A 19,319-nucleotide genomic window follows, 5' to 3' on the forward strand; every position below is an offset into this window, starting at 1 on the left:
TGAACCAGTGCTGGATGAAATGGATGCGCAGCATGCGCTCCAGACCAATCGGCGGGCGACCATTGCCGCGCTTCGGGTAATGCGGCTCGACCACCGCGCACAACTCAGCCCACGGCGTAATTGCATTCATCGTATCGAGAAACTCATCGCGCCGCGTCCGTTTGCGGTGCGTCTCGAAACCCGCACCTTCATCAGCTGCCATTGCCAGCGTCTGCTGCTTCATCCTGTTCTGCCTTCCTTATCCACTCCGAGCTATAACGCTCGGAGTAGCTCTGCGGTGGACTTGATCAGCTTTGCCTTAGAGAAGCCGCCGTCGCGTCACGAGGGATCATTGGTACCTGGATGGGCGACCCCATGGAAGGTCGCCGTCGTCCGGCTGGATTGGCTAGTCGTTCGTAGAATTCTGTCACGACGCCTGTTAGCCAACAAGGTCCTCTTCGCCGAGCTTTGCCGGATGTTCGTTGAGGTGCTTTCGGCATCAAGAGCCCGTGGCGAACTCGGTTCTATCAGCTTCGTGATGGGGAATCGCGCAAAGATTTACGAGCGCAATCAGATGGGCTAGTGTCGGCCAGTTGGTACTGACGCCGAGCGACGTGCTGACTGTGCCGATCGAAGAGACCGAAGTGGATTTTGTTCTCCAATGAAAATACGTGGGGTGCGTTCTGCTTCGCCCTCATCAAACGGGGCGATGTTCCCGTGCGGTTTGCCGCACCTGCAAGACAGACGTATCTGCATGGTCGCAACCGCATTTGTCGCAGTGCGTCATTCCCGATCAGCTAAATATGCAGGACGACCCTAGATGCCGCGACGCTGGGGTAATCATCCTTTTTGTGCTGGATAAGGCTGTTAGTGACCTGTCAGGGCCCGCTCGGACGAGTGAGGTATGGAATTCGTGGCTGCGCTGTCAATGAATCTGACCGTCGTTGCTCTCCAGCCACGCCGGAATATCACGTTTTCCGGTGAGGACGCGCCAGATTTCCACATGAGCCTCGCGCTCAATGTAGAAGATCAGATGCGGATAGCGATCAAGCGGCCACGAGCGCAGACCCGGTATGTCCAGCTCATACGCGTAGCGGGGAGAACCGATGTTGGGGTGCTTGGAGAGACGCTCGTATGCCTGCTCGATCTCCGTGATGAATCCTAGCGCTGCCTGCTCCGAGCCTTCGTCTACTAGGTAGTGCGTCACCTCGTCCTCTACGTCCTGCCTGGCCAGTTTTGTCGGGCTAATTGTGCGGATTCAACCGGTCGACGCAACACAACGAAGTTGCGTAAGCAGCGGGAGTGTTGCAGATGAAGTACAGAACCCGGACCGTTTATAGCGAAAGCCAGAAAGCGTTAATGTCGGAGCTCTGGCAGAAAGGCGAGTCGCTTCAGCATATTGCGCAACTGTTGGATCGGAATCACTCGTCGGTGCAGGGAATCCTGGCGCAGACAGGTCGAATACGGCCGGCACTACGACGTCGTTCCAGACTGGCGCTGACGTTGGCCGATGCGCGACGCGCGCTTGTCTTAAGGTTTGTTCGACGCCTGCCCATGTCCGCAGGCTCGCAAGCACGCGTCAGCGCATGCGGGCAGGCGTTGGACAAACCCAAAGAACTACCTTCTTTGAGACGCCGGTCGGGATGTCCGCGCTGCTCCGTTAGCTGCGCTTCCTGCCATCGTGTGCCTGGCTTTGCAGCGCGGACGCAAGTCAGGGGGTCCTGTGCGCCGTGACCGTTTTCGGGCAACCCGGCCATTCATTGCGTCCCTGTGGTATTTCGCAGTGAGAAGTCCGATGACGCCATTCAAATGGCCGTAAAAATTTGAACCTTGTGCTAAAAATCATGAGCAGGCAACAACACAGCGGAGCAACGCGCAATCTGCACGGCTGAACGGATTGCCGCAGCAGCGGCGGACACTATTTTTTTCGATGTAATCGGCCTTAGCGCGGTTTGGGTCCTTGGAAAGAACTGTTGGTCCACGTGTCAGTGTGAAGCCGCCGGTGCACGCACGAGCGAACGCATAGGACGGTGTCCTCGCGGTTGAAGTAGCGGCCATTGAACAAACGATGTTGTCTATGCAAGTGACGGCGAACCATTCCTTGTCCATTACCAAACTTGGCGCGTCCCACTTTCCAGGAAGCGGCGGTGTCCCGGAAGCGAAGATGTTCCGGAAGCGCCAAATTCAGGGTTCGCCGATGCGCGATTATTTCTGACCCAAGACCCGTGCCACGGAGCACTGAGGTCATCATCGGCTCCGCAGACCCATCTGTCAGCGCGATCGGTGTGCCTGATCGCCGACTCAGGGCATACCCCAGGTAAGACCGGGTTTTTGGAATTCAGCTTGCATCCAGGTTTTTTTTTCAGCATCCTGTCTAGACAAGATGCGATGCGAAGAGAGTCGCGCGCTCATTCCAGAGGTTTCGCAATCACAGGAGAGTCGAGATGCACGCGAAGTACAGCGGGTTGGCGAAGGGATTGATCGGTGCTGCAGTCGGTGCCGCCATGCTCTGCGGGGGTGTCGCGCAGGCAAAAGAATGGAAGACGGTGACGATCGCGCTCGAAGGGGGCTACGCGCCCTGGAACCTGACGCTGCCGGGCGGCAAGCTGGGCGGTTTCGAGCCTGAACTGGTCGCGAACCTGTGCGCTCGCGCGCAGCTGCAGTGCAATCTCGTGTCGCAGGACTGGGACGGCATGATTCCGGGCCTTCAGGCCGGCAAGTTCGATGTGCTGATGGACGCGATCTCGATCACGCCCGAACGCGAGAAGATCATTGCATTCTCGAAGCCCTATGCGGCGACGCCCGCGACCTTCGCTGTGACCGACACGAAGATCGTGCCGAAGACGGCCGCCAGCGCCCCCCCGCTGAAGCTCGATAATGACGCGCGGTCCCAAGCCCCCGCTGTGGACGCGCTGCGCACCGCATTCAAGGGCAAGACGATCGGCATCCAGTCAGGCACGGTCTATACACGCTTCATCAACGAGAACTTCAAGGATGTCGCGTCGATCCGCGTGTACAAGACTTCGCCGGAGCGCGATCTCGATCTGGCCAACGGCCGCATCGACGCCTCGTTTGACGACGTGACCTACTACGCCGCCAATGCCGACAAGAAGGAAACGTCCTCCACGGTGACGGTCGGCCCGAAGATCGGCGGCCCGATCTGGGGGCCGGGCGAAGGGCTCGCTTTCCGCAAGCAGGACGCCGACCTCAAGGCGAAGTTCGACACGGCGATTGCTGCCGCGCTCGCCGACGGCACGGTGAAAAAGCTCTCGCAGAAGTGGTTCAAGACCGACGTGACGCCCTGAGCGGCGCCTACAGACTGGCCGCGCGCCGCGCAGCACCTGGTTGAGGGCGCGCGGCCCCGTTCGCAAGCTTGCGTGGGGTAGGAAAATGTCTCTGCTCGAAATGCTTGGATTTGGTCCTGATGGGTGGGCCGGCGTGCTGTTGCTCGGTGCGCTCATGACTGTTGTCCTGACGCTCGCTGCGCTGGCGATCGGTGCCGTATTCGGCGCGCTCATCGCCGCCGCGAAGCTCTCGCGCTATCGCACGGTGCGCGTGATCGGTGACTGCTACACCACCGTCTTTCGCGGCGTGCCTGAGTTGCTCGTCATCTATCTGTTCTACTTCGGCGGCTCGACGCTGGTTTCGTCGATCGGCCAGTGGTTCGGCGCGGACGGCTTCATCGGCGTGCCGCCTTTTGCAATCGGTGCGTTCGCGGTAGGCATGATTTCCGGCGCTTACCAGGCAGAGGTGTATCGCGCTGCGGTATTGGCCGTCTCGCGCGGCGAACTGGAAGCGGCGCGGGCGATCGGCATGCCTACGCTCACCATGGCGCGCCGCATCCTGATTCCCCAGGTACTGCGATTCGCGCTCACTGGCATCGGAAACGTCTGGCAACTGAGCCTCAAGGATTCCGCACTGATTTCCGTCACCGGACTGGTCGAACTGCTGCGCGCAAGCCAGGTGGCCGCCGGTTCCACACACCAGTACTTCCTCTTCTTCGTGGTAGGCGGGGCTCTCTATCTCGTGATGACGGGCATGTCGAACCGCGTTTTCGGCCGCGCGGAAGCGATCGTCGCACGGTCCTTCAAGCGCAATTTCGCACGTAACTGACACTACGGCGCCCCATCATGCATATCGATTTCGACTTCCTTCTCGACACGATGCGCCAGTTGATCGCGGCTGTCCCGATCACGCTGGGCCTGTTCTTCGCATCGCTGGTGCTGGGCGGCCTGCTCTCGCTCGTGATCGTGACGATGCGCGTGTCGCCGCACTGGTTGCCCAACCGTTTCGCGCGTGCCTACATTCTGGTGTTTCGCGGCTCGCCGCTGCTGATCCAGATGTTTCTCGTGTACTACGGACTCGGCCAGTTCGGTGTGATCCGCGAGAGTTTCCTGTGGCCGGTGCTGCGCGAGCCGTACATCTGCGCCGTGCTGTCACTGGCACTGTGCACGGCGGGCTACACCGCCGAAATCATCCGCGGCGGGCTGATGGCCGTGCCGGTGGGGCAGATCGAGGCGGGCTATGCGATCGGTCTGTCGGGCTTCGCGCTGCTGCGTCGGGTGATCGGGCCGATCGCGCTGCGCCAGTGCCTGCCCGCCTATTCGACCGAGGCCGTATTGCTCGTGAAGTCGACGGCGCTGGCGAGCCTCGTCACCGTGTGGGAAGTGACCGGCGTCGCGCAGCAGATCATCCAGCAGACCTACCGCACGACCGAGGTCTTCACCTGCGCCGCGCTGATTTACCTGTTTCTCAATTTCGTCGTTGTGCGGATTCTCGGACTCCTCGAACGCCGCCTCTCGCACCATTTGCGCCCCGCGCCGTCGGTCGTCCGCCGCCCCGCAGCGAAACTCGAAACCCATCGCGCAGCCTCGTGAGCGGCCGCCCCATCCGGAGAAACTTATGAATGCAGCTGCACCGGTCGCCCTTTCCGTGAGAAACATCCACAAGTCCTTCGGTGACCATCATGTCCTCAAGGGCATTTCGCTCGACGCCCACGAAGGCGACGTGATTTCCATTCTCGGCGCGAGCGGCTCGGGCAAGAGCACCTTCCTGCGCTGCCTGAACCTGCTCGAGATTCCCGACGATGGCTCGGTTGCGCTCGGCGGCGAGGAGCTCAAAATGAAGCGCCGCCGCGACGGCAAGCTGCACCCGGACGACCGCCGCCAGGTGGACCGCGTGCGTTCGCAACTCGGTATGGTGTTCCAGAACTTCAACCTGTGGTCTCACATGACCGTGATCGAGAACCTGATCGAAGGTCCGATGCGGGTGCAAAAGCGCAGCCGCGCGGAGGCCGTCGAGGAGGCCGAGGCGCTGCTCGCCAAGGTGGGGCTCGCGGACAAGCGCGGCCACTACCCGGCCCACCTCTCGGGCGGCCAGCAGCAGCGCGTGGCGATCGCACGGGCGCTCGCCATGCATCCGAAGGTAATGCTGTTCGACGAGCCCACCTCGGCGCTCGACCCGGAACTGGTCGGCGAAGTGCTGCGCGTGATGCGCGCGCTGGCCGACGAAGGTCGCACGATGCTCGTGGTGACACACGAAATGGGATTCGCCAGGCACGTGTCCAATCGCGTGATGTTTCTGCATCAGGGCCAGGTGGACTCGGACGGCACGCCCGAGGAGGTCTTCGGCGATCTGAAATCGCAGCGTTTCCGCCAATTCGTGTCGAGCCATGAAGACCGCAACACCCAATAATCCACCGGCAGGCCGCGTTATGTCAGTTACCCGTTCCGAGCAGCCTCTCGACTGGCGCGACGTTTGCGCAGTCGCGGCGGGCGCCACGCTCGAGCTTTCCGCGCACGCGCGCGGACGGATCCGTGCCGCTCGCGAACTCATCGATCAGATCGTTGCGCGCGGTATTCGCGCTTATGGCGTGAATACGGGCGTGGGCGCGCTGTGCGATGTGGTGGTGTCGCCAGCCGAGCAGCACGATCTGTCGCACAACATCCTGATGAGCCACGCGGTGGGCGTTGGTGCGCCGCTCGGCGCCGAGGAGACGCGCGCGATCATGGCGGCCGCCATCAACAACTACGCGCATGGACACTCGGGTGTGCGTATTGAAGTCGTCGAGCGTCTGCTCGCGCTGCTCGAAGCGGACTGCCTGCCCGAGGTGCCCGCCTTTGGCTCCGTCGGCTACCTGAGCCACATGGCGCACATCGCGCTGGTCTGCGTGGGTGCGGGGCACGTGAAGTGGCGCGGCGAACGCATGAGCGGCGCCGAGGCGCTGCGGCGGCTCGGGCTCGAACCACTGTCGCTCGAAGCGAAAGAGGGTTTGAGCCTCGTGAACGGCACGCCCTGCGTGACCGGCCTCGCGGCACTTGCACTCCGGCGCGCGCAGCGGCTGCTAGACTGGGCCGACGTGGTGTCCGCGATGAGCTTCGAAAATCTTGGCGGGCAGATGGCGGCCTTCGACGCGGGATCGCTGGCGTTTCGCGTATCGCCCGGGCTTGCCCAGGTGGGCGCGCGCATGCGGGCGGCGCTTGCCGGTAGCGGCTTGTTGGGGGCGTCGATCGGACGTCGCACGCAGGATCCGCTCAGCATGCGCACGATTCCGCACGTTCACGGCGCGGCGCGCGACGTACTGGCCGCCACGGCGGAAGTGGTGAATCGCGAGCTGGCCTCGACGACCGACAATCCGATCGTCGCGGGTACACCGCAAGAGCCTCAGGTGTATTCGCAGGCGCATGCAGTGGGCGCTTCGATCGCGCTCGCCATGGACAGTCTCGCCGCCGCGCTGGCTCAGGTCGCCGCGATGGCCGAACGCCGTCTCGACCGGCTCGTGAATCCACTGGTGAGCGGCTTGCCCGCCTTCCTGGCGCAAGCAAGCGGCACGCGCTCGGGCTTCATGATTGCGCAGTACACGGCAGCCTCGCTGGTTGCCCAGAACCGGCGCGAGGCCGCGCCCGCAAGCCTCGATGGTGGCGTGACCTCGGGGCTGCAGGAGGATCATCTCTGCCACGCGACGCCGGCTGCGCTCAAGGCGCTCGCGGTGCTCGAAAACAGCAGCCGCATCCTCGGCATCGAGCTGCTCGCGGCGGTGCAGGCGTACGACCTGCAGCCGGTCAAGGCCGAGCGCGCGCCATACACCGAGGGGCTGCACGCACAAATTCGCGCCATTGTGCCGACCTATCGCGATGACCGCCCGCTTGCCGACGATATGACGCTGGCCTTCCACATGATCGCCGATCGCGATCCGCCGCCGGTGCCCGACCCGTTGCCCGCGAGGTCGGCGCCTGTCTTGTGGACTGCTGCGGCGATGGAGCCCGCGGCGCGCAGTACCGCGCAGCCCGCCAACGACGCCATGCCTGGCGCAGTGGGCAGTTGAGGCACTCGAGTGGACTCCAGCGAAGTGTTGCGCAGCGCCAGCAAGAAATAGATCATGTTGGGAAAATGACGCGCATGAACTCTACCGTGCAGGCAGTGGCAGAAACAGGACGGACGCAGCGCAAGCTTGCGCCCGCATATGAGCAGATCAAGCGCTACGTGATAGAGCGCATCGCGAACGGCACGTGGAAGCCGGGGGACGCGATTCCTTCGGAGACCATGCTCGTCAAGGAATTCGGGGTGGCTCGCATGACGGTCTCCCGCGCCTTGCGCGAATTGACCACCGAGCGCGTCCTGACGCGCGTGCAGGGCTTGGGCACCTTTGTGGCGCCGCGCGAGTACGAGTCCACGGTGCTCGAAATCCGCAATATCGCCGATGAGATTGCCTCGCGAGGCCATCGACACGCCGCGCGCGTGATCGGGCTCGAGACGAGCAACCTGCAGACGGCGATCAGCGAACTCGATCTCGCCAGCGGTCCGGTGTTCCACTCCACCATCGTGCATCTGGAGGAGGGGGAGCCGATCCAGTATGAAGACCGCTACGTCAATCCAAAGGTGTTCCCGCATTATCTGGAGCGGGATTTCTCGTTGGAAACGCCCAATCGTTACATGGTGCGGCTGGCACCGATCCAGCGCGCGGAATTCCGCATCTATGCGCACAAGCCCGACGCGCAGATCCGCCGGCAACTGGAGATGGACATTGGTGAGCCCTGCCTCATGGTGTGGCGGCGCACATGGGTCGGTGAGGCGGTCGCGACAGCGGTCAGGCTATGGCATCCCGCGTCACGCTTTCATTTGGCTGGGCATGTATGAAGCGAGTGGGCTCGTGGACCCCCAAGTGCTTGTTGATCCGGAAGGGGGAAGTACACGAGCGCCATTCGCGTTGAGGGACCACTGGCTAATGTAGCTGGTCGGCGAGCGCGACTGGTCAATCGTCGTGGGCAAGATCAGTGACGACTTGCCAGAGACAATGGCGTCGCGGTCTCACATCGCGGCGAATGTACCCTCGAAAAGGTGAGCCCTGCCGGTGAGAGACCCGGTTCAAGCAGTAGCTGATGCGCGGCCACGTCTTCCAGTGTCCCACGCAGTCGCCATGAATATGTCGTTCATAGAACGGACCGAGGTATCTCCGGAACAGGCGCATTGGATGACCGGAGAAGTCCGTTACCCGCCCTTGAGCCGCTGACAGGGCGACCGGCGAGATTGGGTCGTGTGACGTCTGTTGCATCGCGCAGACGCCGGACACGATCGTGGCACTCGGTCGTCGGGCGCTGATCGGCCCAGAAATGGCCGGTCGACAAGGTTACCCGGATCGTCGAATGTCCCTCCCTTTACGCGTGGGACTCTTCGGTTGCAGGCACCAAGATGCCTAATTCCGTCACCAAACGACGCCCACCCGTGGCGCACGCTTTCCGCCGCTTCCCGATGAACTTGACCGAGCGTTTCTGCAATGAACGTTCGTCGCACGCTCAAGTTTCTCTCTGATGAGCCGTTTAATTTGATACGACTGTCTTTCACATGTGCCTTGAAAAAAAGGTTATGTGAGGCAACGCGTAACTCCGTCTGAGCGACGTTCATTTGGACAGCAATTAACCCTACATTGACACAACATGAAGGCGATCGTCGCGGTTCTCACCTTAAGCGTTGTTCTATGCGGATGCGCTTCGGCAGTCAGCGAACGGGTGGCCACCAATTACACTGCGGTTGGTGCGGCAGCCGAGCGGCGCGGCGATTGGGACACCGCACGGCGAGCTTTTGCCCGTGCAACGCTGAACGCTGATCAGGCGGACTTGCCTCCAGCGAGAAGGGCTATCGCACACTACGAATATGGGCGTTCGTTGGGCGTCACCTGCTTCTTTGACGAATCCGAACGCGAACTTAACGCGGCTTATCAGCTTGACAAACAAGCAGGCCAACCTCTTTTTCTGTCTTTGATCGAACTAGCTCGGTTGAATCTGGACCAGAGGAAGTTTTCACAATCCGCCGCATACTTCGAACGCGCAATGCCGTTCCTGGACGAAGCGAATGCCGCCGACAAAGCACCTGTTGCGTATTCCGACATTCTGAACGAGTACGCACGCGCCCTTGCTGGAGAAGGACGCTCCGCGGAAGCCAAACCGCTGACCGACCGCGCGACGGCGCTTCGAGACGCCGTGCTCAACAAGCGCTCGATTACCGATCGGACGCCGTACGGCAAGTTCTGCAGCAATTCCTAACAGCTGGCACCTCTGCGCCTACGCGGGACACTTCCGAACGTCCGCTTCGGAGAGTGATGAACGGCTCCTCCGGGTCGCCAGATGCGTTTTGCATGAGTCGCGTCCAAGACGATCATCCTGCTCGGTCGTGGGGCGCGGTTCAGCCATCAAGAGGCGTTCGCCATTCCTACAGCCGGGACGTTCCAACGTCGGCGCCGCCGTTGAGATAGGCCACGCGACCGCGCGTCCCGGGCGCAAAATGGGACCTTGGAAAGCAAACGGCTACGACGGTACGGCAACCGGTCAACGCAGTACCGCAGCAGACGTGTCCGTTCAATGGTTCGAACCGGAGGCGAAAGATGATCCCGAGCCGCAAAGCCGCCGCGCTGGTGTTACTCGCGGCATTGTCGCTGCGCATGTATGACGTACACGCGCAACACTCTGACCAGCAAATCGCCGCCATCCTCATGGTCGCGAATCGAGCCGAAATCGAGGCGGGCAACCTCGCGCTAAGCCGAAGCCAGACAAGAAGCATCCGGAATTTCGCTGGAAAAATGATCGCAGAACACAGGGACTTGTATCAGTCAGCCGTCGAATTGACGCAGAGGCTGATGCTCTACCCCGAAAATAGTAGGATGAGCGAGGCGTTTCGGAACGAAGGGGATGACAACCTCGCCAGGTTGAATGCGGCCGATGAGTATGCGTTCGACGGAGACTACCTCTATCAAGAGATCACATATCACCAGCAATTGGTTCACGCGGTGGACAACACGCTGCTTCCGGCCGCGAAGAACGCGGAACTAAAGGCGCTGCTCGTCAGAGCGCGCGTGATTTTCATCTTGCATCTCGACTATGCGATTCGACTGCAATCGGCACGGGTGCGGTAATCCCAGCGGATTCGGGTGAACCAGCCTCGCTTGCGGGTGCACCTTCGTTGATGCCGACAATGCCGGCTTCATGCTGATGTGCGACGCGCTCGATCGCTTGATGCAACTGTCGGGGCCCCACCCCGATGCTGTCGTTCGCCTATGCCAGCCGCCCGCGTTTGCCAGACAAGGTGCTCTGGCCCGCAGCGCTGCAATCGGACGAGCGTGTCGTAAAGAACTGCAACGCTTCACGGCCGCGCGATCGGTAAACGGGGATCGATCTCGTCTCGCCGAAACCCTGGGCCTCACGCCGATTCCGGTACACCTTTCGCGATTGCATTTTGAAACACTTGCAACTGTAAGGCGGCCGCTTTTTTCATATCCTGAAAGGGCAGCGTGCCGTGGCGGATACTGCGGATCATGGGACGCGTGCAGGCATCACTTGGGGAAACCAAATGAAGAAGCTCGTCTCGCTGCTGGCCGTCGCTGCGCTTGGCGCAGGATTCGCCGCGACGGCGGAGGCGCACGTCTCGGTCGGTGTCGGCATCGGTGTGCCGGTCTATGGCGCGCCACCGGTCTATTACGCGCCGCCGCCAGTCTATTACGCACCGCCGCCCGTCTACTATGGCCATGGTTGGCCGGGGTACTACCGTGGGTACTACGGTCGTCCGTATTGGCCGGGGTACTACCGCGGGTACTACGGTCGTCCGTATTGGCCGGGGTACTACCGGGGGTACTATGGTCATCCGTGGGGGTGGCATCACCCTTACCGCCGGTGGTGATTCGAAAGTAGAAGGGTGTCCAACGCGAGGTACGTCACCGAGTAGTTCGGCGCGCGTCGTCTCGCGACGGCGCAACGCAGCTCCCGCAGCCGCGTTGCGCCGTTTCATTTCCGCCGCTCAGTCGAGTCCCCCGGCGCGGTGCGGCTGCGCGCGTGCGGACGCATCAGTCGAAAATCATCTCGATTCCGTTGAGGGGAAACTGACGACGACGAAATGGCACCGAGCCTGCCCGTGTCGGCGATTGACGTGTCGGGCATCACAACGGATGCCGTCGCTCGAACAAACGTGTTCACTGCTCGCTCCGATCAGCTCGTAGACCTTGCGTCCCACTATGATGTTCGCGATTCGCAATCGGTTCTACAGCGGCGCCCAATGCGATCAGCGAAAAGTGTCCAGCCGAAGAAGGCCGCATCGCGTGACGCGCAGGTCGTGCAGGCGGCGTCGATCCGGTCGTCGGGGCGAGGCACGGTGGACGGCATCGTGCGGAAGAGCAGGCGAGGTGATGCTCTGACTCACCTTCCGTCGAAAGCCGTCACCTTCGGCAACACGACTGCAAGATAGTCGACCATCCTCCGCACCGCAGGCAGAAGACCCGTACGATAAGGAATCAGCGCCGTTATGCGTGCGTCTGCGGCTATCCAGTCCGGCAGTATCGGCCGCAGCGCGCCGGCTCTCAGCTCAGCTTGGCAGATATAACCCGGTAGCGCCGCGATACCAACGTTTGCACAAGCAGCTTCCTTAAGTGATATCAGGCTGTTGCTCTGGAATCTCGGTTCAATCGGCACAGTGACGGTGCGGTTGTCCGGACCCTGCAACTGCCACTGTTGCGGCCCCTTGGTGGCCAACGCGATAATGGAATGCGACGCCAGTTCTTCCGGTTGTTCCGGCCGGGAGGTCCGTTCGAGATATTCCGGACCCGCGAACAGATACCACGGCGCCTTCGCGAGCGGATGCTGCACCAGATTCGAATCCTGAAGCTGTCCCGTGTGGCCCCTGATCGCCAGATCGAAGCCTTCTCCGACGATATCCACCATCCTGTCAGTCGCCGTTTCGATGATTCTTACTTTAGGGTGGTTCGAGAGAAAGGTGGGCAACACATGGCGCAGTGCGAACTGCGCAATCTCGGCAGCCACCGTGACGCGGATCACACCGCTCGGCTCCGCAAGACGCTGACGCATCGCTTCTTCCGCAACTTCCGCGCTTCGAAGCAAGGCTGTTGCGTACTGGTAAAACTCCTCGCCCACCTCGGTCACGGCAAACTGGCGCGACGTCCTGTTGATGAGCCGAACGCCAAGCGAGGTTTCCAGTTCCTTGACTCTATGGCTCAACGTCGACTTGGGAAGACGAAGCAGTTCGCCCGCGGAGGTGAACCCTCCACGGTCGACTACCTGAACGAAGTAAAAGACATCCTTCAGATCGAGCATTGCATTGGGTCGTGTGGAGCATTGCCAGCGATGGCAACGGTTTTGAAGATGGATCGGGTACCCGATGTTACTCCGTCAAAAATCCCCGCTGCCATTCGGACGAACCTTGGTGATATCAAGCGCAATCGTTCGAGTTTGCCGAACCCTGTGTACACGACAGAGCAGGTTCGCAATCGAATCGGAGCGCTTAAGCTGTATCAGACGGGCGGCTGTGTGCTGTCTTCGTCTGATAGTTCAACGCCTAATATGTGGAGCGGACAATGTCGATGATTAAGGGATTTCATCACCTGACTGCTGGTGTGAGCGGCGCTCAGGAGGATGTCGATTTTTACACCAAGCTGCTTGGACAGAGCCTCGTCAAGAAGACGGTTCTTCTAGACGGCGAGGACCCGATCTATCACCTTTACTACGGGAACGCGAACGGCGATCCGGGTACTTTGGTGACCTCGTTTCCATTCAGGCAGAAAGGCGTCAAGGCCCGTCAGGGCTCGGGCCAGGTACGTGTCATCAATTACTCTGTCCCCAAAGGCTCGCTCGATTTCTGGCGTAATCGGTTCAACGCGATGAATATCTCTTACAACGCCGCGATCACCGAGCGCTTCGACGAAAGGCGTCAGCGCTTCCATCATCCGTGTGGTATCGAATTCGATCTCGTCGAAACGGATATCGACACACGGCCGCCCTGCGTGACGAGTGACATCCCCGAAGCATGTGCCGTTCGTGGCGTCCACAGCATCACGCTGTCACTGCGTGAAGTCGACGAATCGATTCTCTTCATGAACGAAGCGCTCGGCTTCCGGCAAGTCGGCCAATCCGGACCGTACCACCGCTTCGAAACGCACACGGGTGGCCCCGGTATGGTCGTCGAGTTTCTTCACGAACCCGCCCGGCACCAGGGATCGTCGATCTATGGCGAAGGCACGATTCATCACGTGGCATTCGCGGTGGACAGCGTCAAAGAGCAGATGGTTCTCAAGGAACGTTTCATGGGAATGGGCTACATCGATACTTCGGAATCGGTCAACCGGAACTACTTCCGGTCGATGTACTTCAAGATGCCCGGGGGTGTGATCTTCGAAGCGGCCACGACAGATATCGGCTTCGCCATCGATGAAGAGCCCGGCCATTTCGGCGAGGAATTCCAGCTGCCGCCATGGCTGGTGAATCGCAAGGAGGAGCTGCTCGGACGGCTCGAGCCCATCTCCGTTTAACTGCGTCTCCTTGTCAGGACATGTCATGCAGAAACCCAAAGTACTCATCGTTTTCTATTCACGCAATTGCTCGACTGAGACGCTCGCACGCGCTGTCGCCGAAGGCGCCGTCGAGGCTGGCGCAGAGATCCGCATGCGGCGTGCGCGCGAGGTGGTCGGTCCGGAAGTCATGCAACAGGCGCCCGGCTGGCTCGAGAACGCCACGGCGATGAACAAAAAATACGAAGCACCGACGGAGGCGGATTCCGAGTGGGCCGACGCGATCGTGTTCGGCACGCCGACGCGGTTCGGATCGATCGCGACGGAACTGAAGGCTTACATCGATGGCCTTGGTGGTCTGTGGTTCCAAGGCAAGCTGAATGGCAAGGTCGGCTCGGTATTCGGTTCGACATCGTCGCGGCACGGCGGCAATGAAGCCACGCTGCTGTCGATCTATGCGCCGATGGCGCATCTGGGCCTCATCATCGTGCCGCTTGGCTACGCCGATGCAGTGATGTTCAAGGCGGGAACGCCCTATGGCGCGACCCATGTGTCGAACCTCGACGCCGTGAAGCCCGACGAGGATCACCTCGCGGTTGCGCGTTATCAGGGCCGCAGAGTGGCGACGGTCGCAAGGGCGTTGCACTACAAGCAAGATGCCGTGGCGGCCTGAGAAAATGGCTCGGTAATGAACAAAGGAACAAAGGCGGAGTCTCGTGGCTCCGCCTTTTTCCTTTCGTCCCGTTCATTCCATTCAGTCATCCGGCACCGGCCAACGCCGGTGCCGGCGATACCCGCATCACAGCGCACTACGCAGTGAGCACCGCCTCGCCGCCTGCAATGTCATCCATGTAACTCGAATACGGCAGCGACGCGAGCGTTGCCTGCATCGCTTCCCTATACAGGGACGGCCGCTTGACGAGCGAGTCGAAGTACCGCGCGACGTTGGGCAGTTTTTCCCACATTGACGCAAGCCCCAGGTACGCAAGGCGGACGAGATTTACACCCCAAAGCACGTCGGCGAGTGAGAACGACTCTCCCTGGAGATACGGGAACGAGCTTGGACCCAGCGCACTGTCCAGATCTTTCAACACGCTCGCGACGTGTGCGCGCGCGGCACGCTGAAACGCCGCATCGTGGCATACCGACTTTCCGCCACGTTCCTTTGCGATTTTCGCGCGCCATGCGGCATTCAGCGCAGGGTCTTGTGGATTGGCGGCGATCATCGCTTCGAGCGCCATGACCTTGTAGTCATAGACGGTTTCCATGACGGCTTTGAGCGCATCCGGCCTCAAGTCGCTGTCGGGATGAAAGCCATACAGCAGCGCCCCATTTGGAATCCTGTCGACGATGCTCATCTGACGCAGCACCTCGGCGCGCGCCCTGTCCTCGTCCGGCAAAAGCTGAACCGGCTCGCGTGCAACGGCTTCGAGATAGCAGCAGATCCGCCGCGAATCCGCGATGACCCGGCCCGCTTCGTAGTCCACGAGCAATGGCACCGTGCAGGGGTCGAAGCCCTCCGTTTCCACTGATGTTCGCCCGCTATAGCCCGTAATGAATTCCCGTCCGATCTCCACGCCCGCGATCAGCCGAAGACGGACGTATGGCGGATGGTAATGCTCGGCGGGAACGACACCCTCCGTGCCCATCGAACTCAGGATCATCATGTCGTTCGAACGATAGGCCAGTTGCTTTTCGAAAAGGACCGTGCGTACCTTTTGCGAGCACAAAGAGCTCGCCGCGTGAAAGAGTTCGAAACGCGGGTTCGCATCGTCGCCCACAATTGTGATTCGCGCCGGGTCCGCAATGGCGGCTCGCGCGCCGGCCGCCAGTTTCATCAAACCGTTGTTGCTCATCGCTGAATTCCCCTTTTTTGCCGCTGTTTGATAGAAGACAAGTGCCATTGCGGTTCGCGCGAAAGCGAGCCGGCTATGCAAGTTGCACTTCCCTACTTCCTGGCGTGCGGACACGCGGCGGGCGGATCACCAATGAACCCGCGCGCCGACCAAAGTTCCGGAAAGGGAATTTCGTCCATGGTCGGCTTCAGCCAGGCGATACCCTCAGTGCCAAAGTAGGCGGGTCTCGCACCGAACGTCCGGCGCGTCGCCATGAGGTGAAGGTGCTTCCAGGTGGAGAATCCTTCCGCGATATCGGCAAGCGTCTCGCCGAGCTGCTGAAGTTCGAGATTTCGGCTCGGAGCGGCATAGATGTCGCGCCAGACCTCCTCAACAGCATTGCTGGGTCTATAAGGCACGGCGAAATCACGTTCGAGCACATCGCCCGGGACCGCAAATCCGAGACGGTTCAAATAGGCGAGCACATCGTCGTAAATGCTCGGTTCCGCGAGAGCCTGACTGAGCTGTGCCCAACGTTGGGGCTGAGGCGTGAAATGCTTCAAATGCTCCACCTGTTTTATGCCGAGCAAATAGACCATTTGCCGATAGGCCCAGCCCTGCAGCGCCGTATCCTTGCCATACGTCGCCACTGCGCGGGACAGGATGGCGAGCAGGTCGGTGGGCGTCATCCACGCGATCGAGCGCCACGTCGCATTGAGCGGCTCGTGATGCGCGACGATGCGTTGCAGTGTCCGTTGCGCCTGCGTCAAGTCATTGGCGCGAAACTGCCTTTGCGCGGTCTGCATCTCCTTGATGATGAGCGTCCAGTAAAGCTCCGACACCTGCACCGTGACGATCCATGCGTGCTCTCCCGGATGATCGCTGACGGGACGTTGCAACGCGTGGAGCGCATCTGTCTGCATCCACGCGCTGTAGGGCGTTTGCCCCGCCGCCATGCTGTCCGGTTCAAGGCGTTCAAGACTCGCGCTATCGTTCAACTTGTCGTTCACTTTGACTTCCTCCATGCGTATTGACGTCTATCTGTTCTTCCGGCGTGGTGCCGCCTTTCAGAAACAGCTCCATCTGCTGGGCAATCTGCAGAAGCGCACCGTCGTCACCGGGCTTCGCCACGATCTGCAATGCCGCGGGAAGCGCGCTATCCCCGCATGGCAACGGAATCGAAATCGCCGGAAATCCCGCGACATTGAATGGGGCGGTATAGGTCATCAATGCCTCGCGGACGGTGCCGGACCAATCACCGATGCTGAGCGTGCCGGCACCGACATGCGGCGCAGCGCACGGGCATGTCGGCAGCACCAGGTAGTCCACCGTCGACATCGCCTGATGCAGACGCGCCGCAAATTCGCGCCGGCTCTGCTGGGCCGATACATACGCGCGCAGATCCATCGCTTCGGCTCGTCTGAGGCGCTCGACAGTTTCCGGACTGTAGTGCCTGGTTATTCGGTCCCAGTCGTTGCGCTGGAAATGCACGATGCCGCCTTCGATCAGAACGATGCTCGCGAACGCTTCATAAACGTGGTCGAACAAACAAGACGTGTCGACCTGGTCGCACGCGAAGATCTGTTCGAGCCGTCTGATCGCGTTATCGAATGCCGCCGCAACTTCCTGGCTGAGCGGAACGGGCGCGATCTCGCGGACGACGCCGAGGCGTGCGGAAATCCATGCATCGCTCTGCGGCAAGTCGATGCCGAAAGCGGCTGCAAGTATCGCGACGTCATCGACCTGTTTTCCAAGCAGACCGACGTGGTCGCAAGTGGGCGCCAGCGGAAACACGCCACGCGTAGGGATCGTTCCGTGCGTCGGTTTGAATCCGACGACGCCGCAAAGTGCCGCTGGAATACGGACGGAGCCGCCCGTATCGGTACCCACTCCTGCCCTGACGGTACCGGACGCAATCGCAACGGCAGCGCCGCCGCTCGAACCGCCTGGAATACGCGTGATGTCCAGCGGATTCAAGGTATCGCCGAACCTCGCGCTGGCAGTTGTCACACCCCACGCGAATTCATGAGTGGTCGTCTTCCCGACGATGATCGCGCCCTGCTCCATCAGGACCTTCACCACATCGGCATCGACGGCAGGCACGTGACCGACATAAGCGGCGGAACCATAGCGGGTCTCGATGCCCCTGGTATCGATCAGATCCTTGATGGTGACGGGGAGCCCTTCAAGCAGACGCGGCCTGTTTTCTTCGTAGCGGCGATCGCTCTGGGCGGCGGCCTTCAACGCACGGTCCCAATCGATCGCCGAGAAAGCATTGAAGGATCGCTTGCAGGCTTCGACGTCTTCGAGCGCCTGCTCTGTCAGCGCCGTTGCAGTGGTCTGCTTCGCGGCAAGCGCATCGAGCGTCTTGCGAAGCATTGAGAAAACCGGCGCCACGCCGGATGACGGACGGGACCTGGTCATTACCACATGCTCTCCAGTATGGCCGCGAGCTTCTCGCCGGCCCTCTCGCCAAGATCGGCGACCTCAGATGGATAGCTGCTCTCGAGCAACGCCGCCACCTCGGGCAGTTTCGCCTTGTCGAAGTCGAGCGTGCTGAGCCGCCCCGGCAATTCCAGTGAGGCCACGACACCCGCTATCCGGTCAGCGAGGTAAGCGGCCGCCGTCTTGTTGCCGCGAGCCGCGCAAAAAATCTCGAACTTGTCGCCATACGCGCGTGCACAGGCCCGAATGACCGGCGCCAACGTGATGCACGAGGTCAAGCTGTGCGGAAGGCCGAAGGTGCCGCCCAGAACGTGCCCGATGCGATGGCTCAAGCCATAGATGACCGACGCGGGAAAGAAGTAGCACTGCCATGCCGCAAGCTGAAGTTCCAGCAGATCGTCAGCGCAGACCAGTCCGCGCTTGATCGCCTGATGTGTGTCGAGTTGCTGCGGCCATTTCTCAAGCACGGTGAGAAAGCGCTCTACGCCTCGCGCGGCCAGAATCGCATGCGGGTGGTCCGTTTCAATCTTGCGCATACCTTCGACCGCATGGTCGATGCCTTTGATGGCCGAACTCAACAACAGTACGCGCGGCGTATCGACGATCAGGCGAGGATCGAGGACCACCAGTCTTGGGGCCGTTTCGCGCACGGCATAACTACGCTTGAACTTTTGCGGCCCGTCCGTTTCCGTCACACCGAAGTAGTGAGAGAACTCAGAACCGGACAAGGTAGTTGGAAATGCGGCAATGGGAAGATGGCGGCCCGTCTGCTGAAAATGCAGGTAGGAAACCGCTTTCGCGGCATCGAGAACGGAGCCCCCACCCAAGGCGATGATCGAATCCGCACCACGGTCCATACAGGCGCGTAGACCCTGTTGCACCGCGAAGTCGGGCACGTGCGGCGGCAGATCGACGAAGATGCCCACGGCATCCCGAACCCCTGGTTGGATGTACTCGCGGCTCAAGGCCTCCAGGAACTCCACTGTGAAGATGACCGGACGGCTGATGCCGTAGTCTCCGAGGGAAGCAGCGACGGTCCTCAGGATATCGTGCCCCCAGATAATCCCGTCCTGCGGCAAGCATTTCAACTGGTTCATCCACTCACTCCTGCAATGTCGTAGGCGGGTCGATGCCTCGATCTCGAGTGAGAAGATAGGCGGTTTGAGTTCGCGCGTGAACGGTGCATTCCGAGACATAGCGTCCATGAATATGGACGCTGGGGAAGCGACGTTCACGTATCCTCTTAGCGTCTCATATCCAATGTATTGCAACGTCGCATC

Annotated in this window: 17 protein-coding genes and 2 pseudogenes; 12 read left to right on the forward strand and 7 right to left on the reverse strand. The window is 60.9% G+C overall.

Annotated elements, in window-relative coordinates:
- Both GCT19_RS13560 and GCT19_RS13565 read right to left on the reverse strand, forming a co-directional pair.
- Positions 1–223, reverse strand: a pseudogene (locus tag GCT19_RS13560) (IS5/IS1182 family transposase); the annotation flags it as partial.
- A 681-nt stretch (positions 224–904) separates the two neighbouring features.
- Complete coding sequence (locus GCT19_RS13565) at positions 905–1,237, reverse strand: type II toxin-antitoxin system RelE/ParE family toxin (RefSeq protein WP_321576810.1); 333 nt, start codon at positions 1,235–1,237, stop codon at positions 905–907.
- Positions 1,238–1,290: 53 nt separating this feature from the next.
- Here GCT19_RS13565 and GCT19_RS43315 point away from each other — a divergent pair.
- The 10 genes and pseudogenes from GCT19_RS43315 to GCT19_RS13615 all read left to right on the forward strand — a co-directional run.
- A pseudogene (locus GCT19_RS43315) lies at positions 1,291–1,491 on the forward strand (IS30 family transposase); the annotation flags it as partial.
- A 932-nt stretch (positions 1,492–2,423) separates the two neighbouring features.
- On the forward strand, positions 2,424–3,284 hold the full coding sequence (locus GCT19_RS13575) for a transporter substrate-binding domain-containing protein (RefSeq protein WP_018437502.1): 861 nt from the start codon (positions 2,424–2,426) through the stop codon (positions 3,282–3,284).
- Positions 3,285–3,369: 85 nt separating this feature from the next.
- A complete protein-coding gene (locus GCT19_RS13580) occupies positions 3,370–4,092 on the forward strand; it encodes an ABC transporter permease (protein ID WP_152852249.1) in 723 nt (240 codons plus the stop codon).
- A 17-nt stretch (positions 4,093–4,109) separates the two neighbouring features.
- Entirely contained in the window at positions 4,110–4,856 is a 747-nt protein-coding gene (locus tag GCT19_RS13585; RefSeq protein WP_018437500.1) for an ABC transporter permease, read from the forward strand.
- A gap of 25 nt (positions 4,857–4,881) precedes the next feature.
- Positions 4,882–5,673 carry an ABC transporter ATP-binding protein gene (locus GCT19_RS13590; RefSeq protein WP_018437499.1) on the forward strand — a complete coding sequence of 264 codons (792 nt, stop codon included), beginning with the start codon at positions 4,882–4,884 and terminating at the stop codon, positions 5,671–5,673.
- A 19-nt stretch (positions 5,674–5,692) separates the two neighbouring features.
- The gene (locus GCT19_RS13595; RefSeq protein ID WP_152852250.1) at positions 5,693–7,303 is read left to right on the forward strand and encodes an HAL/PAL/TAL family ammonia-lyase; all 1,611 of its coding nucleotides are present in this window, start codon (positions 5,693–5,695) and stop codon (positions 7,301–7,303) included.
- A 65-nt stretch (positions 7,304–7,368) separates the two neighbouring features.
- Positions 7,369–8,115, forward strand: a complete 747-nt coding sequence (hutC, locus tag GCT19_RS13600; protein ID WP_018437497.1) for a histidine utilization repressor — start codon at positions 7,369–7,371, stop codon at positions 8,113–8,115.
- A 797-nt stretch (positions 8,116–8,912) separates the two neighbouring features.
- The gene (locus tag GCT19_RS13605) at positions 8,913–9,518 is read left to right on the forward strand and encodes a tetratricopeptide repeat protein (RefSeq protein WP_026229082.1); all 606 of its coding nucleotides are present in this window, start codon (positions 8,913–8,915) and stop codon (positions 9,516–9,518) included.
- A 338-nt stretch (positions 9,519–9,856) separates the two neighbouring features.
- Positions 9,857–10,384 carry a DUF4142 domain-containing protein gene (locus tag GCT19_RS13610; protein ID WP_018437495.1) on the forward strand — a complete coding sequence of 176 codons (528 nt, stop codon included), beginning with the start codon at positions 9,857–9,859 and terminating at the stop codon, positions 10,382–10,384.
- A gap of 434 nt (positions 10,385–10,818) precedes the next feature.
- Positions 10,819–11,145, forward strand: a complete 327-nt coding sequence (locus GCT19_RS13615; RefSeq protein ID WP_152852251.1) for a hypothetical protein — start codon at positions 10,819–10,821, stop codon at positions 11,143–11,145.
- 512 nt (positions 11,146–11,657) lie between these two features.
- Here the strand turns inward: GCT19_RS13615 and GCT19_RS13625 are convergent.
- Positions 11,658–12,569, reverse strand: a complete 912-nt coding sequence (locus tag GCT19_RS13625) for a LysR substrate-binding domain-containing protein (RefSeq protein ID WP_152852252.1) — start codon at positions 12,567–12,569, stop codon at positions 11,658–11,660.
- Positions 12,570–12,829: 260 nt separating this feature from the next.
- Here GCT19_RS13625 and GCT19_RS13630 point away from each other — a divergent pair, with 260 nt between their 5' ends.
- Together GCT19_RS13630 and wrbA are read left to right on the forward strand one after the other, a co-directional pair.
- Positions 12,830–13,780, forward strand: coding sequence for a ring-cleaving dioxygenase (locus GCT19_RS13630; protein WP_152852253.1), 951 nt, complete (start codon positions 12,830–12,832; stop codon positions 13,778–13,780).
- A gap of 25 nt (positions 13,781–13,805) precedes the next feature.
- On the forward strand, positions 13,806–14,432 hold the full coding sequence (gene wrbA / locus GCT19_RS13635) for an NAD(P)H:quinone oxidoreductase (protein ID WP_018437490.1): 627 nt from the start codon (positions 13,806–13,808) through the stop codon (positions 14,430–14,432).
- Positions 14,433–14,568: 136 nt separating this feature from the next.
- Here wrbA and GCT19_RS13640 read toward each other — a convergent pair whose 3' ends face one another.
- The 4 genes from GCT19_RS13640 to GCT19_RS13655 all read right to left on the reverse strand — a co-directional run bounded on the left by GCT19_RS13640 (position 14,569) and on the right by GCT19_RS13655 (position 19,136).
- Positions 14,569–15,615: a glutathione S-transferase family protein gene (locus GCT19_RS13640; RefSeq protein ID WP_152852254.1), complete on the reverse strand. Its 1,047-nt coding sequence runs from the start codon at positions 15,613–15,615 to the stop codon at positions 14,569–14,571.
- A 92-nt stretch (positions 15,616–15,707) separates the two neighbouring features.
- Entirely contained in the window at positions 15,708–16,550 is an 843-nt protein-coding gene (locus GCT19_RS13645) for a tryptophan 2,3-dioxygenase (RefSeq protein ID WP_408582385.1), read from the reverse strand.
- A 31-nt stretch (positions 16,551–16,581) separates the two neighbouring features.
- A complete protein-coding gene (locus GCT19_RS13650) occupies positions 16,582–18,018 on the reverse strand; it encodes an amidase (RefSeq protein WP_152852255.1) in 1,437 nt (478 codons plus the stop codon).
- The gene (locus tag GCT19_RS13655; protein ID WP_018437486.1) at positions 18,018–19,136 is read right to left on the reverse strand and encodes an iron-containing alcohol dehydrogenase; all 1,119 of its coding nucleotides are present in this window, start codon (positions 19,134–19,136) and stop codon (positions 18,018–18,020) included. Before GCT19_RS13655 ends, GCT19_RS13650 begins: the two co-directional genes overlap by 1 nt.
- Between the last annotated feature and the right edge of the window lie 183 nt (positions 19,137–19,319).

This window comes from Paraburkholderia atlantica (assembly GCF_009362785.1).
GTDB classification, from domain to species: domain Bacteria; phylum Pseudomonadota; class Gammaproteobacteria; order Burkholderiales; family Burkholderiaceae; genus Paraburkholderia; species Paraburkholderia atlantica.

Bases quoted from the DNA above. Each gene is read 5' to 3' on its own strand.
- GCT19_RS13575 (WP_018437502.1), top strand. From the start codon at position 2,424: ATGCACGCGAAGTACAGCGGGTTGGCGAAGGGATTGATCGGTGCTGCA.
- GCT19_RS13580 (WP_152852249.1), top strand. From the start codon at position 3,370: ATGTCTCTGCTCGAAATGCTTGGATTTGGTCCTGATGGGTGGGCCGGC.
- GCT19_RS13585 (WP_018437500.1), top strand. From the start codon at position 4,110: ATGCATATCGATTTCGACTTCCTTCTCGACACGATGCGCCAGTTGATC.
- GCT19_RS13590 (WP_018437499.1), top strand. From the start codon at position 4,882: ATGAATGCAGCTGCACCGGTCGCCCTTTCCGTGAGAAACATCCACAAG.
- GCT19_RS13595 (WP_152852250.1), top strand. From the start codon at position 5,693: ATGTCAGTTACCCGTTCCGAGCAGCCTCTCGACTGGCGCGACGTTTGC.
- hutC (WP_018437497.1), top strand. From the start codon at position 7,369: ATGACGCGCATGAACTCTACCGTGCAGGCAGTGGCAGAAACAGGACGG.
- GCT19_RS13605 (WP_026229082.1), top strand. From the start codon at position 8,913: ATGAAGGCGATCGTCGCGGTTCTCACCTTAAGCGTTGTTCTATGCGGA.
- GCT19_RS13610 (WP_018437495.1), top strand. From the start codon at position 9,857: ATGATCCCGAGCCGCAAAGCCGCCGCGCTGGTGTTACTCGCGGCATTG.
- GCT19_RS13615 (WP_152852251.1), top strand. From the start codon at position 10,819: ATGAAGAAGCTCGTCTCGCTGCTGGCCGTCGCTGCGCTTGGCGCAGGA.
- GCT19_RS13625 (WP_152852252.1), bottom strand. From the start codon at position 12,569: ATGCTCGATCTGAAGGATGTCTTTTACTTCGTTCAGGTAGTCGACCGT.
- GCT19_RS13630 (WP_152852253.1), top strand. From the start codon at position 12,830: ATGTCGATGATTAAGGGATTTCATCACCTGACTGCTGGTGTGAGCGGC.
- wrbA (WP_018437490.1), top strand. From the start codon at position 13,806: ATGCAGAAACCCAAAGTACTCATCGTTTTCTATTCACGCAATTGCTCG.
- GCT19_RS13640 (WP_152852254.1), bottom strand. From the start codon at position 15,615: ATGAGCAACAACGGTTTGATGAAACTGGCGGCCGGCGCGCGAGCCGCC.
- GCT19_RS13645 (WP_408582385.1), bottom strand. From the start codon at position 16,550: ATGGCGGCGGGGCAAACGCCCTACAGCGCGTGGATGCAGACAGATGCG.
- GCT19_RS13650 (WP_152852255.1), bottom strand. From the start codon at position 18,018: ATGACCAGGTCCCGTCCGTCATCCGGCGTGGCGCCGGTTTTCTCAATG.
- GCT19_RS13655 (WP_018437486.1), bottom strand. From the start codon at position 19,136: ATGAACCAGTTGAAATGCTTGCCGCAGGACGGGATTATCTGGGGGCAC.